The 15,070-nt window shown below is 64.6% G+C and carries 17 protein-coding genes; 7 read left to right on the top strand and 10 right to left on the bottom strand.

Features of this window, described 5'->3' with window-relative positions:
- Positions 1 to 23: 23 nt before the first annotated feature.
- The 3 genes from ON058_RS10515 to ON058_RS10505 form a co-directional block, all read right to left on the bottom strand.
- Positions 24 to 1,112 (bottom strand): type IV pilus twitching motility protein PilT, encoded by a 1,089-nt coding sequence (locus ON058_RS10515; protein WP_274668999.1) that lies wholly within the window; start codon positions 1,110 to 1,112, stop codon positions 24 to 26.
- Between the two features lie 316 nt (positions 1,113 to 1,428).
- Complete coding sequence (rsrA, locus tag ON058_RS10510; RefSeq protein ID WP_274668998.1) at positions 1,429 to 1,671, bottom strand: mycothiol system anti-sigma-R factor; 243 nt, start codon at positions 1,669 to 1,671, stop codon at positions 1,429 to 1,431.
- Position 1,672: 1 nt separating this feature from the next.
- Entirely contained in the window at positions 1,673 to 2,335 is a 663-nt protein-coding gene (locus tag ON058_RS10505; protein ID WP_274668997.1) for a sigma-70 family RNA polymerase sigma factor, read from the bottom strand.
- 81 nt (positions 2,336 to 2,416) lie between these two features.
- Between ON058_RS10505 and ON058_RS10500 the strand changes: the two genes are divergently transcribed.
- The 4 genes from ON058_RS10500 to hisN are packed head-to-tail and all read left to right on the top strand — an operon-like array spanning position 2,417 to position 6,089.
- Positions 2,417 to 2,959: a hypothetical protein gene (locus tag ON058_RS10500; RefSeq protein ID WP_274668996.1), complete on the top strand. Its 543-nt coding sequence runs from the start codon at positions 2,417 to 2,419 to the stop codon at positions 2,957 to 2,959.
- Positions 2,956 to 4,272 carry a 3-phosphoshikimate 1-carboxyvinyltransferase gene (aroA, locus tag ON058_RS10495; RefSeq protein WP_274668995.1) on the top strand — a complete coding sequence of 439 codons (1,317 nt, stop codon included), beginning with the start codon at positions 2,956 to 2,958 and terminating at the stop codon, positions 4,270 to 4,272. The genes ON058_RS10500 and aroA overlap by 4 nt, the downstream gene beginning before the upstream one ends.
- Entirely contained in the window at positions 4,269 to 5,288 is a 1,020-nt protein-coding gene (rsgA, locus tag ON058_RS10490; protein ID WP_274668994.1) for a ribosome small subunit-dependent GTPase A, read from the top strand. Before aroA ends, rsgA begins: the two co-directional genes overlap by 4 nt.
- A 9-nt stretch (positions 5,289 to 5,297) precedes the next feature.
- On the top strand, positions 5,298 to 6,089 hold the full coding sequence (hisN, locus tag ON058_RS10485; protein WP_274668993.1) for a histidinol-phosphatase: 792 nt from the start codon (positions 5,298 to 5,300) through the stop codon (positions 6,087 to 6,089).
- A 50-nt stretch (positions 6,090 to 6,139) separates the two neighbouring features.
- Here hisN and ON058_RS10480 read toward each other — a convergent pair whose 3' ends face one another.
- Genes ON058_RS10480 through ON058_RS10470 form a run of 3 tightly spaced genes read right to left on the bottom strand, consistent with a single transcriptional unit; the run spans position 6,140 to position 8,440 of the window.
- A complete protein-coding gene (locus tag ON058_RS10480) occupies positions 6,140 to 6,583 on the bottom strand; it encodes a hypothetical protein (RefSeq protein WP_274668992.1) in 444 nt (147 codons plus the stop codon).
- Positions 6,584 to 6,587: 4 nt separating this feature from the next.
- The gene (locus ON058_RS10475; RefSeq protein WP_274668991.1) at positions 6,588 to 7,817 is read right to left on the bottom strand and encodes a hypothetical protein; all 1,230 of its coding nucleotides are present in this window, start codon (positions 7,815 to 7,817) and stop codon (positions 6,588 to 6,590) included.
- Complete coding sequence (locus ON058_RS10470) at positions 7,817 to 8,440, bottom strand: SAF domain-containing protein (protein WP_274668990.1); 624 nt, start codon at positions 8,438 to 8,440, stop codon at positions 7,817 to 7,819. Before ON058_RS10470 ends, ON058_RS10475 begins: the two co-directional genes overlap by 1 nt.
- 136 nt (positions 8,441 to 8,576) lie before the next feature.
- Between ON058_RS10470 and ON058_RS10465 the strand changes: the two genes are divergently transcribed.
- Complete coding sequence (locus ON058_RS10465) at positions 8,577 to 8,783, top strand: helix-turn-helix domain-containing protein (protein ID WP_274668989.1); 207 nt, start codon at positions 8,577 to 8,579, stop codon at positions 8,781 to 8,783.
- Here ON058_RS10465 and ON058_RS10460 read toward each other — a convergent pair.
- A complete protein-coding gene (locus ON058_RS10460; protein ID WP_274668988.1) occupies positions 8,780 to 9,319 on the bottom strand; it encodes a hypothetical protein in 540 nt (179 codons plus the stop codon). The genes ON058_RS10465 and ON058_RS10460 overlap by 4 nt on opposite strands.
- A gap of 131 nt (positions 9,320 to 9,450) precedes the next feature.
- Between ON058_RS10460 and ON058_RS10455 the strand changes: the two genes are divergently transcribed.
- Together ON058_RS10455 and ON058_RS10450 are read left to right on the top strand one after the other, a co-directional pair.
- Positions 9,451 to 10,143 carry a LysM peptidoglycan-binding domain-containing protein gene (locus ON058_RS10455; RefSeq protein WP_274668987.1) on the top strand — a complete coding sequence of 231 codons (693 nt, stop codon included), beginning with the start codon at positions 9,451 to 9,453 and terminating at the stop codon, positions 10,141 to 10,143.
- Positions 10,140 to 10,523, top strand: coding sequence for an Rv3235 family protein (locus tag ON058_RS10450; RefSeq protein WP_274668986.1), 384 nt, complete (start codon positions 10,140 to 10,142; stop codon positions 10,521 to 10,523). Before ON058_RS10455 ends, ON058_RS10450 begins: the two co-directional genes overlap by 4 nt.
- 10 nt (positions 10,524 to 10,533) lie before the next feature.
- On the opposite strand, the gene secA is transcribed toward ON058_RS10450, so the two are convergent.
- The 3 genes from secA to ON058_RS10435 all read right to left on the bottom strand — a co-directional run bounded on the left by secA (position 10,534) and on the right by ON058_RS10435 (position 15,060).
- Positions 10,534 to 13,314, bottom strand: a complete 2,781-nt coding sequence (gene secA / locus ON058_RS10445; protein WP_274669104.1) for a preprotein translocase subunit SecA — start codon at positions 13,312 to 13,314, stop codon at positions 10,534 to 10,536.
- Positions 13,315 to 13,512: 198 nt separating this feature from the next.
- A complete protein-coding gene (gene raiA, locus ON058_RS10440) occupies positions 13,513 to 14,184 on the bottom strand; it encodes a ribosome-associated translation inhibitor RaiA (RefSeq protein ID WP_274668985.1) in 672 nt (223 codons plus the stop codon).
- Between the two features lie 177 nt (positions 14,185 to 14,361).
- Positions 14,362 to 15,060 carry a ComF family protein gene (locus ON058_RS10435; RefSeq protein ID WP_274668984.1) on the bottom strand — a complete coding sequence of 233 codons (699 nt, stop codon included), beginning with the start codon at positions 15,058 to 15,060 and terminating at the stop codon, positions 14,362 to 14,364.
- Positions 15,061 to 15,070 lie beyond the last annotated feature (10 nt).

Here is a 15,070-nt window from a genome sequence, read left to right as displayed (position 1 = left end):
CTCACGCGTGTGAGCTGTGTCGCTTACGCAATCACACCGGAGTTCTTCAGTGTGACCGTGAGGTCGTGTGGACGCGACGCGATGGCCACAGCGTCGTCCACGGACACGAGACCGTCGCGGACCAGCGCGAAGAGGTGCTGGTCGAAGGTCTGCATCTTGTAGTACTCACCTTCGGCGATGAGGTCGGTGATGGGCGGCTGGCTCGAAGGATCGATGATCGCTTCGGCAGTACGTCCGTGGTTCACCATGACTTCGGCGGCGAGGGTGCGTCCTGTGCCGTCGCCCTTGCGCACCAGGCGCTGGGAGACGATGCCGCGCAGGGTCTGTGCGAGTGTGGCACGCACCTGACTCTGCTCGTGCGGGGTGAAGAAGTCGACGATGCGGTTGATCGTGTCTTGGGCGTCAACAGTGTGCAGTGTCGCGAGAACGAGGTGGCCTGTTTCTGCGGCTGACAGGGCCGCACGGACCGTCTCGATGTCGCGCATCTCACCGACCATGATGACGTCGGGGTCCTGACGCATCGCGCCACGAAGCGCTGCGGTGAAGTCCATCGTGTCGGAGCGGACTTCACGCTGCGAGATGATGGCTTTCTTGTCCTGGTGAAGCACCTCGATGGGGTCTTCGATCGTGATGATGTTGACTTCACGGTACGTGTTGATGAGGTCAATCATCGACGCCAGGGTGGTGGTCTTACCGGAACCGGTGGGGCCAGTCACGAGGACCAGGCCACGGGGCTCCAGCGCGAGGTCAGCGATCACCTGCGGGAGACCCAAGTCTTCCCACGGTTGCGCTCCAACGGCGACCCGGCGGAACACCAGGCAGTCGGTGCCGCGCGCCACATAGGCGTTCACACGGAAGCGTCCCACGCCGGACAGCGAGAACGCGAAGTCCGCCTCGTGGGTGTCGCGGAACTGTGCCACCAGGTCTTCTGGCAGCACCTGCGCCACCATGTTGCGGGTGTCGGCTGGTGTCAGCGGCGGAACCTGCAGCTTGCGCAGGCGACCGTCAACACGGATACGCGGGGCAGACCCCACCTTGCAATGCAGGTCAGATCCACCCGTGCTCGCCAAAGCGTGCAGGAAGGGGATCACAGATACTGGCTCATCACTCACGTAAGTCTCCATCGGCACATATGGAATGCGTCTTGAGTGAGACTAGTGCCAGCGCGGCATTTGCAGGAACTCGGATGTGGGAAGATAGGGGGTCACGTAGTCACCCGCGTCAGAAAGGGGGAGCTCATGAGCAAGCGAGGCCGTAAGCGCAAGGCACGCGCCAAGAGTGGAGCCAACCACGGCAAGCGTCCCAACGCATAAGACGTTCCTGAGATCTCAGGTTGAAGGCCGCATCGGCATTGTCGATGCGGCCTTTGTCGTATCAGGCCGATGCGCGTAGCCCCTAGCCAATGGCGGCTAGGGGCGGCAGCGTGGTCTAGGCGTCCTCGCGGACGGCGCGCAAGGATGCGAGGACGCGTGCACGCAGATCCTCGGGAGCCTTGTCACCACCCGTGCGCGAGGTAAGAGCCTTGATCTTCTCTTTGATCTGGTGCTCCGCTTCGCACGGCGGACACGACTTCAGGTGTGCGCCGATCTTCTGCACTTCCTCCTGAGGAAGCTCGTCGTCGATGTACTCGAAGAGTCGGTCGAGCGCCTCTGAGCAATCTCCTCCTGCCATGTCACACCTCCTTCACTGTCTTGCTGGCGGCGCGCTTATCGCGGAATCCACGCTCTGCCGCATACTCCGATAGCTTCTCCCGCAGAAGCTTCCTTCCCCGGTGGAGTCGAGACATCACGGTGCCGACAGGCGTATCCATGATTTCTGCGATCTCCTTGTAGGCGAACCCCTCCACGTCAGAGAGGTACACCGCCATTCTGAAATCTTCAGGCAGGTCGTTCAGGGCCTGCTTCACCTCGTCGTCGCCCAGACCGTCGAGAGCCTCCTGCTCAGCGGAGGCCAGTCCAGAACTGGTGTGCTCCGCGGCGGCGGCGAGCTGCCAATCTTCGACCTGCTCGGCATCGGACCTCTTGGGTTCGCGCTGCTTCTTGCGATAGGTGTTGATGAAGGCGTTGGTCTGAATCCGGTACAACCACGCCTTCAGGTTGGTGCCGGGTGTGAACTTGTCTTGGGCTGCAAACGCCTTGGCGTAGGTTTCCTGAACAAGGTCCTCGGCATCGGCCCCGTTACGGGTCATGCGAAGAGCGGCGCCATACAACTGATCCATGTAGGACAGCGCCTCGACTTCAAAGTCCAACGCAGTTTCGCTCATGCGAGGGGAGCCTACTCCACCACGGCGAGTCTCCTGCAGCGTGGCAGCGGGCGCGGTGGCGAGTGTCGTCATGCGAGGGTCAACGCACCTACCTTGCGGGACATTCCCTCCCCAACACCTGACGGGGGAACGGCGAGTTGGTAGCGTAAGACCATGCTCCGAGTCATCGCCAGGCCTCTGCTCGCCACATGGTTCGTCTACGGGGGTGTCCAGTCAGTGCTGGAGCCCGAGAAGCGTGCCGAGCGCGCTGCTCCCGTGATCGAGCCCGCACTCGCCGAAGCCGGCGTTGAAGGGGTGAAAACCACCGACATCGTGAAGGCTCACGGCGCGGCCACGATCGTGGCCGCGAGCGTCCTGGCGCTGTCTCGCACCCCACGCACCGCAGGACTGGTGCTCGCAGGCTTGACTGCCGCGACGGTTGCCGCTGGACGTCCGTTCTGGCTGGAGACAGACGAAGAAAAGAAGGAAGAACAGATGGAGTTCTTCCTTCGGAACGTGTCCCTCCTGGGTGGCACTCTGCTGGCGGCGACGGCCGGCCACAACCCCAAGCGCAAGGCACGTGCCAAGGTCAAGAAAGAAAAGGCACAGGTCAAGAAGGACAAGGCGGCCGCCAAGAGCGCCAAGTCCTCGGGCAAGGCAACCGTCGAAGCCAAGAAGACGCGCCGCGGCGCCGTTGTCTCCGCTTCCAAGAAATGACCGCACCCCTGCCCCAGGGCACCGGCCCTGGAGAAGTCTGGCGTGCGCCCGTAGCGTCCGCTCCCCTTGACGCCACTGTCGAAGTGCCGGGATCGAAGTCGCTCACGAACAGATTCCTGCCCTTGGCTGCGCTTGCCGATGCTCCCGTGACGATCCGCGGCGGACTCCGTTCGCGAGACTCCGACCTCATGATCGCCGCGCTCCGCGAGTTGGGGGTCTCCGTCGATGACTCCGGGCCGCACTGGACTGTCACGCCTGCCCCCCTGCGCGGCGGTGGACACGTGTTTACCGGACTTGCCGGGACCGTCATGAGGTTCGTGCCGCCGCTGGTTCTCTTGGCCGATGCTCCCGTCACCTTCGACGGCGACGAGGAGGCTCGGGTCCGACCCATGGGGCCGCTGCTAGAAGCGCTACGGGCCCTGGGCGCCACCGTTGAGGACGACGGCCGCGGCACGCTCCCGTTCACCATCACCCCGCCCACCCAAATCGCTGCCGAGGTCGACGTCGACGCATCGGCCAGCTCTCAGTTCGTGACGGCGTTGTTGCTGGTCGCTCCCCGCCTGCCCCACGGACTCACCGTCCGCCACGTCGGCGACAACCTGCCAAGCCTGCCGCACATCGACATGACCTGCGAGACGCTACGCAACGCTGGCGTGCGCGTGGATCAGCCCGACTCCTGCACCTGGGTAGTCCACCCCGGAACGATCTCCTTGGGCGACGTCCGCGTAGAACCCGACCTGTCCAACGCCGGGCCGTTCATCGCCGCACCGCTGGTCGCAGGCGGCACCGTCCGCATTCCTGGCTGGCCGTCCACCACCACGCAACCGGGTGCGCTCTTCCCCCAGATCCTGGAACGGATGGGCGCCACCTGCACCCTCGACGGAGATGTGCTGAGCGTCACGGCGCCTGGTCTTGCCGAGGGTCAGATCGACGGCATTGACGCCGACCTGTCACCCGCCGGCGAAATCACACCCACGATCGCGGCACTGTGCGCACTCGCAGATGCGCCATCGGTGCTCACCGGAATCGCCCACCTGCGTGGACACGAAACGGACCGACTTGCAGCAATCTCCACCGAGGTGGACCGCGTAGGCGGACGATGCCTCGCCGGCGACGACTCGCTCACGTTCGACGGACGCCCGCTCACCGGCCTGAAGCCCGCCGTCATGGACAGCTACCACGATCACCGTATGGCGACCTTTGCCGCAGTGATCGGCCTTGCGGTGGATGGCATCGACATTCTGCATGTGGGCACCACGGCGAAGACCATGCCTGACTTCCCTCAGATGTGGAAGGACATGCTGCACCAGTGAGCGACTGGAGCCGCTACGACGAGTCGGACGCGAAAGTGCGTCCCGGCAAAGGTTCGCGTCCCCGCTCCAAACGGCGTCCCCTCCATGAAGACGCCATCTCTGGGGTGGTGGTGGGCGTCGACCGCGGCCGGTTTACAACTCACCTCAACGACGGCACGGAGGTGATTGCGGTCAAGGCCCGCGAGCTAGGTCGCCGCGGGCTAGTCATCGGCGACAGAGTCGGCCTGGTCGGCGACACCACCGGCGCAGACGGCACGCTGGCTCGGATCGTCCGCCGCGAGCCCCGCGCTACCGAGCTCCGGCGCACAGCCGACGACACGGACCCCACCGAACGGGTCATCGTCGCCAATGCTCAGCAACTAGGGATCGTGACAGCACTAGCGGACCCCGATCCCAACCCCCGCATGATTGACCGCTGCCTGGTGGCGGCCTTCGACGCCGGCATGGACGCGCTCCTGATCCTCACCAAAGGAGATCTCGGCAGTGCCGAAGAACTCCGTGCCGCCTATGAGCCACTCGGCGTCACGGTGTTGGTCACCACCATGAGCGTGACGGACGACCATGCCGAGTTCACCGGCATCGACACGCTCAAAGACCTGCTCGATGACCGCGAGTCCGTCTTGGTCGGCTACTCAGGCGTCGGCAAGTCCACGCTTGTCAATGCCCTGGTCCCCGACGCAGGGCGTGCCACCGGACACGTCAACGACGTCACCGGGCGTGGCCGCCATACCTCGACCTCGGCGGTGGCGTTCGACCTCCCCGATGGCGGGCGCATCATCGACACCCCCGGCGTACGGTCCTTTGGGCTCGCGCACGTTGATCCCGACCACTTCATCGCGGCCTTCCCCGACGTGGCACAAGCCGCCGCGGACCACTGCCCTCGCGGATGTACCCACGAGTCCGCAGAGGCCGGATGCGAGCTCGACGCGTGGGCGACGAGCGAGTCCGAACGCGCGCGGGTGGACTCGATTCGCCGGCTCCTCGCCTCGCGTTCGGACAGCAACTCCAGCCGCTAGCCTGGCCCTATGACTTCTGGCTCGTACTCGTCCGACCTCGCGCTCGCGCTTCGTATCGCCGATGCCGCGGACGAGCTGACCTTGGCAAACTTCGACTCGGCAGACCTGACCGTCGAGTTGAAGGAGGACGACACTCCCGTGACGGCGATCGATCGGGAGGCCGAGCGCCTAGTACGTGACGTCCTCGCGCAGGAACGCCCCGAGGACGCCGTGCTCGGCGAAGAGTTCGGCGCAGTGGGGGACTCCCGGCGCCAGTGGGTCGTAGACCCGATCGACGGCACCAAGAACTACATCCGGTCGGTCCCTGCATGGGCGACGCTGATCTCTTTGCTCGACGACGGTGTCCCGGTCGTGGGGGTGGTTTCCGCTCCCGCATTGGGCCGGCGCTGGTTCGCTGCCCGCGGTGAAGGCGCCTGGCGCGGTCATGCACCTGAGTCGGCAACGCGGCTTCAGGTGTCACCAACCGGCGACCTCGCGGAAGCGTCACTGTCATACTCCTCGCTCAGCGGCTGGGAAGAGCGCGGGCTACTCCCCCACTTCTTGGACCTCACCAGGTCGCTGTGGCGCACGCGCGCATTCGGTGACTTCTGGAGCTACATGATGGTCGCTGAAGGGGCTGTCGACATCGCCTGTGAGCCCGAACTCGCACTGCACGACATGGCAGCGCTCGTGCCGATCGTGGAGGAAGCTGGCGGTGTCTTCACCTCCATTGCCGGCGCCCCCGGCCCTCACGGAGGTGACGCGGTCGCCACCAACGGGATCCTGCATCCGAAGGTGATCTCAGCGCTCACGTCACGCTGACGCGCTCAGCCACGAGAGCCGACCAGAGGGCTTCAGAGCCCGTCTGTCCCCTACTCAGGCCGGGGAATCTGCGCGAACTCCGACGAGTCCCACCACAAGAGATCGCGCTCAGCCAGGTCATCCCAAGCCGACTCGTGTCCCCTTGCGGCACGCGCCACAGCATCGGCTGCCTCCACCTCATCGACAAAAGCGCACACCACGTCACTAGGCACCACCTTGCCGCTCAATGCCACCGCCGCAGGGTGGTCACCGGCGACCTCGCGCACGTCGGCCCGCGAAAAGTCAACGACAAGGACCGCTCGCAGGTCAGCCCCACGGGTCTCAATGGACGCCGCAGCGGCGATATCGCGCACCTGCTCCGCCAGTTCCTCCTCATCCTCCAAGGATGAAATGTCGAGAAGCCGTGGCGTCACCGCAAAAGCACGTTCCACCTCAAGACCGCCAGTCACACTAGCGTCAAGATCAGCAAGAGTCGCCGGAACATACACGCGCATGGTTTCAGTGTGTCAGGAGCGGTGCGGCGATGCTCGTATTCCGCGCCGGAGCAGGCAGACCTTCGTCAAGAGCAGCGGCCACACCCGCAACCGCCTTGCGCAGCCGCGAACGCGGGACTCGCTCCGCGAGAGTCTGCCCAGACAACGTCGCGGCATCGGCGGATCGCGGATCCCACGGAAGCATGAACGCCTCACTCACACCCGCATAACGCACCAGCGCATCCGCGAGAGTCTGTTCCGGTTGAGGTCCAGCGACCTCGGGACGTACTCGGTTCACCACCACGACAGGATCATGCGGCACTACCTGGCGAAGGGTTTCCAAGCCCTGGATGAGGCGTTGCACGCTCACCGGCTCGGCAGAGCCCACCGCCACGACAGTGTCCGCTGCGGCCAGCGCCGAAAGGGTCGCTCCGTGGCGTTGCGGGGCACGCGTATCAAACGTGAGTTCTTCGTCCTGATCGAGGCCAAACCCCGCGTCCACCACCACGACATCGGCGCACCGGCGCGCCAACTCCCACACCACATCGAGCGCAACCCCCGGCACCTCGGGCCACCGTTGAGGCCGGGAGATACCTGCAAGGACACGCAACCCAGGTCCCACCCGGTGGGCATGCATGTCGATGAGTGCTGGTTCAGCGGTACCTGCCGCACACGCTCGTGCGACAGCCACGAGCCCGGGCGCCTCGTCAAGCAGCCCGCATGCCTGCGCCACAGCGCCACCATAGGTATCCGCGTCAATCACGAGCGTCTCGAGACCGCGGGCAGCAAGCTCTGCGCCCACATTGACCGCTACCGTGGTGCGGCCGGGAGCTCCCGTTGGCCCCCACACCGCCATCATTCGGCCACGCCCCGCATCTGCCGGCCGCGCAACCTGGGGTGACGACCTCACCGCCGGTTGTGACACGGCCGCCAGCACGCCCTCGACGAGCGGGCCGGGATCCGTGGTCGTCAGCACATGGGCGATTCCCAAGGCCTGCAACCGAGCGGCCCCGTCACGGTCTGCTGCGACAGCCACGACCACGCAGCCTGCCATCGCCTGCACCACCGACCGCGTCAGCGATGGCTGCTCCATCACCACGACCACCGACCCCAGCCCGCTTTGGGCCGCGGCTTCAGCCTCCACCAGATCCGCGCATCGGCTCACGACTGAGAGCTCAGGTGCTTGATCCAGTTCAGCGCACGCCCGTGCCTCGAGGTCACCGGTGAGCGCGACGATGACGCCGTGGACAGCCACTACACGTCCCCCAGGCCCACGACGGTTAAGACTCCGTCGCCCGAGGTCGCCTGCAGGAAGGCCGCGACATCGGCATCAGGCACGACGATATGAACCGTGACGTGTCCCGAGGCTCCCAGGCCACTGTCGCGTTCCACGTCCGCGACGACGAGCTGCTCCCCCACCAACACGGTCGAGGTCTCCTGCTCATTAGTCGCTGGCGTTGTCAGCCACACGTCGACCACGGTGCCGCGGTCGATATCCTCTGCAACCGCGGTGCTCACTCGAATCCCCACGGACCGGACGTGGACGCTCGCGTCCTCCGCAAGCGCGCCCACGGGCAGCAGTTCCCCGGCTCCGACCGTGCGGGTCACGACGGACCCCCAGGGCGCCTCCGGCCCCGCCTCCCAATAGATGTCGTGATCCACCTGGACGTAGGCGACGCGAGTGTTCTCCTCCGACACCACCGCACCTGGTGGCAGCGCCTCGGTCGCCACGTAATACGGAAGGGTCTCGTCGGCCGAGCGCAACGCCATCGACACTCCAGCCACGGCCAACGCGATCAATGCGATACCGACCAGCAGCCGCGGATCGCGCCACGATGGCCGTCGTACCCGTCCCGCAACTGTCCCAGAACTTCCCATCAGTTTCCCCCTTCATATGGGTGTGGTCGCCGTACGACCTCGGGTCACCACCTGGACAGAATGCCCGGCGCGCGAAGGGCCGACAAGGCCCTGTGGACAACGGTGGGCACCACTGCCCCCGTGTCACAATGGCGACATGGCTCCGCGCTTCCTAAAACTCGAAGATGTGCAGGACATCCTCAACATCTCTGCACAGCAGGCGTACTCCTTGGTGCGCAGCGGAGAACTCCCCGCCATTCAGGTAGGGGGGCGTGGCATTTGGCGCGTCGAGGCAGCTGAGCTTGAGTCCTACATCGCCCGCCAGTACGCCGTCACGCGGGAGAAGACACGCGAAGACGCTTAACCCCAGGGGGTCGATGAGATCCTCACCAGGGTGTGGAAGGGCACTGTCACCCCGGCACGACTTGCGGCCCCGGTATCCCGGCTGCGGTCAAGGTCGCAGTGGTCACTTCCCACCGCATTGATGACGCCCCACCAGCAGTAGCCCTGCGTCACGACCTCGACGCGCGCGCGGTCGCGTGCAATGGCTCGCAGTGCGCTGGCCAGTGTGAGGCGCCGGTCGACCACGCCTGCGGGCGCGACGAACGCGGCAGCCCCGACTAGCCCGGCGATCTGGGCGAGCGGGATGAGGTGTTCGCGGTGCTGCGCGTCCACGAGTAGCGCCCACGCACCGCACGCCTCCGTGAGCACGCCCTCCACGCTCCTTCCATCAGACGTCAGGACCTGGAGCGGGCGGCCCACCGAGGCGAGCAACCTGCCCACGAGTTCCACGGAAGCCCTGTCTGACCTGGTGCGGGCGCTGACGTCTGCCCTCCGGTCTTCCTCCTCAGCGGCGACCATTTGGTTCTCGAGGTCCGCGAACAACGACTCCCAACGCATGAGGTCACGGTAGTGACACCCCTCATGACTGTCCGACTTATCCACATTTTCCGGGTTGCCATGGACACTGAGAAGAAGAGTGAAGTACATCTAATGTTATCAAACAACATCAAATGGCATTGGAAGACCTCATGAACAGTTCCCACTTTCGACGTGCCCTCGGTTTCGCCCGCGCTAGTGTCCTGGTCATCGCGACCGGCGCGCTCACCTGGTGCCTCGCGTGGCTCACGCAATCGCTGGCTCAGTCCACGCCCCTCCAAGGCGGCTATGGCCCTTGGCGCATCGACGACCTGGTCGCCATCACGTGCGGCGCCGCAGGCACTCTCATCGGGCTGTACCTCACCCTGACTGGCGCGCTGTTCATCCTCACGTCGTCAAGTAGAAGCGGCTGGGCATTCGTGTCACGCATCGCCCCTGCGACGTGGCGCAAGGTAGTCGGCGCCTCACTGGGAGCTGCCGTCGCCTCCGGCGCCGCCGTGCCCGCCATCGCAGCAACCGACCCCGCTCCCGACAACGCGGGTTGGGTCCACGTAGAAACCGTTCACGAAGAACCGCGCTCCCACTCCGCTGCACCGCTGGCAGTCACCCCCATTGCCGCCGCATCCGAAGCACCTGACTCGGAGGCAACCCCCACGGTCACCGTGGCACCGGGAGACTCCCTGTGGTCCATTGCCGCCGACCATGGCGTCACAGACGGATCCGCTGCCGAGATCAATGACGCATGGCGAGACCTCTATGACCACAACCGTGAGGCGGTGGGCGATGATCCGGGGCTCATCCATCCCGGAGACACCTTGGAACTCCCAGAAGGGTGGCGAGCATGAGTGCGCAGCCCCTCGTATCCACCAGCGCCGCACATCCGTGGGTTCGCCCCAAGACGCAACTCGGCAACCCCTCGCCCTTGGCCTGCACGTTGGCGAAAGTCACGGCAGAAGCCGTCGTCGGCGGAGACTCTCTTCAGTCGATATACCGGTGGGTCTCCCCGGAAACGCGCCAGAGACTAGAGAAGCAACGCTCTCTCGCACGACGTGCCGGGCGGACACCCGTGATCGCCCACGTGCAACGCATCCGCGTCGAACGAGTCTCAGAAGACGCGGCGGAGGCCGCCGTCATCGTCAACATTGCGGGACGCTCCAGGGCCGTGGCGATCCGGTTAGAGACCGTCCACGGCCGCTGGCTCGCAACTCACATCGATGTCTTGTGAAAGGTGCGGCTTAGTCGTCTTCGTTCTTGCCGTGACACATCTTGTACTTCTTCCCTGATCCACAGGGGCACGGCGAGTTCTTGGCGGTGCCGGGGAAGGTGGCGCCGTCGTCCTCGGGCTTGGCCTTTCCGCCGTCCTTGGGCTTCTTCACCGTTGCCGTGCCGTCTTCCGACGGTCCGGAATACGTCAATGCACCCATCGACGACTGCATCAAAGCGCCCGGCGTTGCCGACTGTGTCGACACCGGACGACGCTGTGGCTGGGCGGATGCGGCAGTCGCCGCGGCAGAGTCGGCCGTGACCTGAGCCTGAGCCTGCGGCTCTGGCTGGCGCTTTTCCACGCGGTACAGGACCTGGATGGACTGTTCCTTGATTCCGTCCGTCATGGCTTGGAAGAGCTGGTAGCCCTCGCGCTGGTACTCCGTCAACGGGTCGCGCTGACCCATCGAACGCAGGCCGATGCCTTCCTTGAGGTAGTCCATTTCGTACAGATGTTCGCGCCACTTGGCGTCCAACACCTGCAGCACAACCTGGCGTTCCACCGTCCGCAGGATCTCTTCTCCAAGGCGCTCCTCGACGGCTTCGTACTGGACCTTGGCGTCCGCCACGAGTTCACGCTCGAGGAAGCCCGGGGTCAGCAGATCCACACCGCCGGCTTCTTCGATGAGCTCTTCCTCGGTGAGCGACACCGGGTACACAGCACGGAGGTCCTTCCAGAGTGCTTCAAGGTCCCAGTCCTCGGGGCTACCCACCAACGTTGCGGAGCGCACATAGGCACCCACTACGTCCTCAATGAAGGAGTTGACCTGAGTCTCGAACTCTTCACCATCGAGCACGCGGCGACGCTCCGCGTAAATCACCGAACGCTGGGAGCTCATCACGTCGTCGTACTTCAGGATGTTCTTGCGAATCTCCGCGTTACGGCCCTCGAGCTGAGCCTGGGCGCTCCGCACTCCACGAGTCAAGACCTTGGACTCAATGGGCATGTCGTCTGGAATCGCCGACGAGTTCATCATCGCCGCAGCCATTCCGGACTGGAACATACGCATCAGGTCGTCTTCAAGCGACAGGTAGAAGCGCGACTCACCTGGGTCACCCTGACGACCAGAGCGGCCACGAAGCTGGTTGTCGATGCGGCGCGACTCGTGACGTTCGGTGCCCAGCACGTAGAGTCCACCGGCTTCGAGAACTTCGTCGTGCTCCGCCGTGACGTCGTCCTTGGCCTGCTGAAGAACCTCGTCCCACACGCGCTCGTACTCTTCAGGATTCTCCTGAGGATCGAGTCCGCGAGCTGTCATCTCCTGCACAGCACGGAACTCGGGGTTACCGCCCAGCATGATGTCGGTTCCGCGACCGGCCATGTTGGTGGCGACTGTCACAGCCCCCTTGCGGCCCGCTTCGGCCACGATGACGGCCTCTTGCGCGTGCTGCTTGGCGTTCAACACCGAGTGCTGGATGCCGCGCTTGCGCAACTCCTTGGACAGGCGCTCGGACTTCTCCACGGACACGGTGCCCACCAGCACCGGCTGGCCCTTGTCGTGGCGTTCCAAGATGTCGTCGATCACTGCGGCAAACTTCGCTGCCTCGGTCTTGTACAGCAGGTCAGCCTTGTCCATGCGGATCATGGGCTTGTTGGTGGGAATGGGCACCACGCCCATGCCGTACGTGGCGTTCAGTTCTGCGGCTTCCGTCTGTGCGGTACCGGTCATGCCCGCGAGCTTGGAGTACTGACGGAAGTAGTTCTGGAGGGTAATCGAGGCGTACGTCTGGTTCTCCGCCTTGATCTGTACGCCTTCTTTGGCCTCGATGGCCTGGTGGAGTCCGTCGGAGTAGCGCCGGCCCTTGAGGAGTCGACCGGTGTGCTCGTCGACGATGTCCACGTCCCCGTTCTGGATCACATAGTCGCGGTCGCGGCGGAACAGTTCCTTTGCCTTCACGGCGTTGTTGAGGAAGCCGATCAGAGGGGTGTTGGCAGGGTCGTACAGGTTGTCGATCCCGAGCGCTTTCTCCACCTTCTCGATGCCCGGTTCGAGCATTCCGACGGTGCGCTTCTTCTCTTCTACCTCGTAGTCCTCTTCCGCAACCAGTTCACGGGCGATGCGCGCGAACTCGGTGTACCAACGACCGTGATCTGCGGACGAGGGGCCAGAGATGATGAGCGGGGTACGGGCTTCATCGATCAGAATCGAGTCGACCTCATCGACGATCGCGTAGTTGTAGCCGCGGTGAACCAGGTTCTTGGCGTCGAGCGCCATGTTGTCGCGTAGATGGTCGAAGCCGAACTCGTTGTTCGTGCCGTAGGTGATGTCCGCGGCGTACTGCTCGCGGCGGTCTTCGGAGGACATGCCGGACAGGATGCAGCCGGTTTGGAGTCCCAGGAACCGGAACACTCGGCCCATCAGTTCAGACTGGTAGGAGGCCAGGTAGTCGTTCACGGTAACGATGTGAACGCCCTTGCCCTCAAGCGCGTTGAGGTACGCGGGCAGGGTCGCGACCAGGGTCTTACCTTCACCGGTCTTCATTTCCGCGATGTCGCCGCCGTGGAGCGCGGCACCACCAAGAATCTGCACGTCGAAGTGACGCATGCCGAGGGTACGGCGGGAGGCTTCACGCACAGCGGCGAAGGCCTCCGGCATCAGGGACTCGAGCGACTCGCCGTCGTCGACTCGCTTCCTGAACTCGGTGGTGAGTTCACGCAGCTCTGCGTCACTCAGTTCCTCGTACACACTCTCCAAGGAGTTGGTCAGGGTGACGATCTTGTTGAGGCGGCGCAGCTGGCGTCCCTCTCCCATCCTGACGATGCGGTCGAGCACAGACACGAAGTGACTCCTCAAGCTTTAGGTTGGATCCTGGTCCATCGTAGGCCGTTAGCGCACTGCGACTCGAACGTCTCGCTGTTGGCGCAACGCAAGAGGCCCGCACCTCCGCCCTGTAGCGAGGTTTCGCTTGGGGGTGGTGCGGACCTCTTTTACTGCTGGGTCCGGAACTGGCTAGGCCTGGGCTGCCTCGGCGACGACCTCGGCATGGTCGGTTTCAAGGTGGATCACGCCATAGGTCCAGCCGCGGCGGCGGTACACGGCGGAGGGGAGGTTCGACTCGGAGTCGTGGAAGAGGTAGAAGTCGTGCCCCACCAGTTCCATCTGGTCGATTGCCTCAGACACCGTCATGGGAACACCGTCGTGTGTCTTGGAGCGGATCACGATCGGGGTGCCGTCGATGGCAACCTCGCGCGTGTGGCCTTCTGGAGCACCTTCCCATGCCTGTACGGAAGCGGCTTCGTCAGGCTCTGGGGCCGATGCTGCGGACTCTTGTGACGCGAGGTCTGCGACGACGGCGTGGAGAGACGGCTTGTTGTTGTGGCGCTTGGAGTGACGTTCGCGGCGCTTGCGCAGTTGCTCAAGGATCCGTGCTTGAGCGCGGTCGAGAGCAATGAGCCGGTCGTCAGCGTCAGCTTCAGCGCGGAGGATCCCGCGGGGACCGTGGAGGGTAATCTCCACCTTCTCGCGGTTCCCCGACAAGTGAGGGTTGCGTTCATGGACCACGTGAACCTCTGCTCGGTTCATCTTGGGGGCAACTTCCTCGACCTTTTCCATCTTCTCGAAGATCGTGGTGCGCATCTCTTCAGAGACCTTGGTGTGGCGTCCGACGATGGCGATGTCCATGGTGCAGCTCCTTCGCATTGCGGTGGGGGCCGGGGCGAATCCGCTCTCCGGCCAGGGTGATTCACGGCGGCGCCTCTCGCGCCTGCTGGCATCACCTCCCTGGCTGTGAAGGTGCGACGGGTGACCGTCGACGTTGTAGGTCCACATTAGACCGAAATGTGAGCCGATGCGAGGACGTTAGGCACATGCCAACACCAGCGCGCCGTGTACCTGCACGTGGTGTTCGCGCAGAGCCAACGCACAGGCCGCGAGGGTCGCGCCGGTCGTGACGACGTCGTCCACGAGGAGGACCGATGCGGGTGGCACGGCGCGTACACGGACGGCTCCATGCGTGGAGCGCCATCGGTCTCTGGTGGAGCCACCGCGGGATTCCCCTGCACCGAGTGTCATACTCCGACGCAGCGCAGTGGTGCCGAGTCCCGTGGCGGCTCCGCGGGCGAGGAGCGCTGTGAGGTCTGCGCCGCGTGCAGCGATGGATCGTGGGCGTGACGGCACGGGCACGACCGCCGGGGCACGGGCACTGCCAGGGATGGCGCCGCTGTCACGCAGGTGACGTGCTGCACGGACCATCGTGGCGTGGAAGAAGCGGTCGAGGTCGCGGCGGCGTCCGTCTTTCCACGCCCCCACCATCTCGTGGGAGGCTCCCTGCAGGTCGGTGCAGCTCCACACCGGAAACAGGGGTTGGTCGTCGATGGTGAGTCGGGGTGCACCCGACTCGCATCTCAACGGGGACTCCCACCACAGGGCTGCACATTCCTCGCACACGATCACGTCGTAGAGTCCGCATCCTGGACATGCGGTGGGGACCGCGAGCCGGGTCACGTCCCGAACCGCTTGGTTCAGGACGCTGCGGATAGAAACACCCAGGGGTTGCATGGCTCCAGGG

It is taken from the genome of Demequina sp. B12 (assembly GCF_028823635.1).
Lineage (GTDB): Bacteria > Actinomycetota > Actinomycetes > Actinomycetales > Demequinaceae > Demequina.
This window is presented reverse-complemented; position numbering and strand designations above follow the sequence as displayed.

What these genes read in the sequence shown, in the direction of transcription:
- rsrA (WP_274668998.1), bottom strand. Translation starts at nt 1,671, where the DNA reads ATGGCAGGAGGAGATTGCTCAGAGGCGCTCGACCGACTCTTCGAGTAC.
- ON058_RS10505 (WP_274668997.1), bottom strand. Translation starts at nt 2,335, where the DNA reads ATGACGACACTCGCCACCGCGCCCGCTGCCACGCTGCAGGAGACTCGC.
- ON058_RS10500 (WP_274668996.1), top strand. Translation starts at nt 2,417, where the DNA reads ATGCTCCGAGTCATCGCCAGGCCTCTGCTCGCCACATGGTTCGTCTAC.
- aroA (WP_274668995.1), top strand. Translation starts at nt 2,956, where the DNA reads ATGACCGCACCCCTGCCCCAGGGCACCGGCCCTGGAGAAGTCTGGCGT.
- hisN (WP_274668993.1), top strand. Translation starts at nt 5,298, where the DNA reads ATGACTTCTGGCTCGTACTCGTCCGACCTCGCGCTCGCGCTTCGTATC.
- ON058_RS10480 (WP_274668992.1), bottom strand. Translation starts at nt 6,583, where the DNA reads ATGCGCGTGTATGTTCCGGCGACTCTTGCTGATCTTGACGCTAGTGTG.
- ON058_RS10470 (WP_274668990.1), bottom strand. Translation starts at nt 8,440, where the DNA reads ATGGGAAGTTCTGGGACAGTTGCGGGACGGGTACGACGGCCATCGTGG.
- ON058_RS10465 (WP_274668989.1), top strand. Translation starts at nt 8,577, where the DNA reads ATGGCTCCGCGCTTCCTAAAACTCGAAGATGTGCAGGACATCCTCAAC.
- ON058_RS10460 (WP_274668988.1), bottom strand. Translation starts at nt 9,319, where the DNA reads ATGCGTTGGGAGTCGTTGTTCGCGGACCTCGAGAACCAAATGGTCGCC.
- ON058_RS10455 (WP_274668987.1), top strand. Translation starts at nt 9,451, where the DNA reads ATGAACAGTTCCCACTTTCGACGTGCCCTCGGTTTCGCCCGCGCTAGT.
- ON058_RS10450 (WP_274668986.1), top strand. Translation starts at nt 10,140, where the DNA reads ATGAGTGCGCAGCCCCTCGTATCCACCAGCGCCGCACATCCGTGGGTT.
- secA (WP_274669104.1), bottom strand. Translation starts at nt 13,314, where the DNA reads ATGGGAGAGGGACGCCAGCTGCGCCGCCTCAACAAGATCGTCACCCTG.
- raiA (WP_274668985.1), bottom strand. Translation starts at nt 14,184, where the DNA reads ATGGACATCGCCATCGTCGGACGCCACACCAAGGTCTCTGAAGAGATG.
- ON058_RS10435 (WP_274668984.1), bottom strand. Translation starts at nt 15,060, where the DNA reads ATGCAACCCCTGGGTGTTTCTATCCGCAGCGTCCTGAACCAAGCGGTT.